The 431-nt window shown below is 49.2% G+C and carries 1 protein-coding gene; it reads right to left on the bottom strand.

Going from position 1 to position 431, the window contains the following annotated elements:
* Positions 1-144: 144 nt before the first annotated feature.
* Positions 145-369 carry a hypothetical protein gene (locus FVP33_RS19255; protein WP_016037429.1) on the bottom strand — a complete coding sequence of 75 codons (225 nt, stop codon included), beginning with the start codon at positions 367-369 and terminating at the stop codon, positions 145-147.
* Positions 370-431 lie beyond the last annotated feature (62 nt).

Genomic DNA, 431 nt, shown 5'->3' on the forward strand with positions numbered 1-431 from the left:
ACTCTGGAAGGGCATTATACCCGCAACTGATGATACGGTTACGTTTTACTAGAACTGCACCAACCTTGGAACGAGTCGAGTCGCTGCACTTAGCGAAGGCCTCAGCGGCCTCCATGTAAGCTTTAATATGCTTAACCTTCACACCTAGCCTCCGCCGACGAGGACAGCAATCTCCTCGTACTCTTCAGTGGATGCGAACTCCATGTAATAGTCGTCCGTATCTGACAGGTAAACAACGATAGGCGGATAATAACTCCATACAGGGTCTCCGTGTTCGATTTCAGCTACCCTCACATTGCCATACACTGTGCGAAGAGTCTGTAGAGCTTCGATCACATCGTCAATACGCATTACAGTTGGTTCAGTCATACCTGCCTCCTCAGTTTTCTACTTTACAAACGGCAGCGCCGCGTCGAAGGAACACTTGCACT

This window comes from Lacisediminihabitans profunda (genome assembly GCF_008040105.1).
Classification (GTDB): Bacteria; Actinomycetota; Actinomycetes; order Actinomycetales; family Microbacteriaceae; genus Lacisediminihabitans; species Lacisediminihabitans profunda.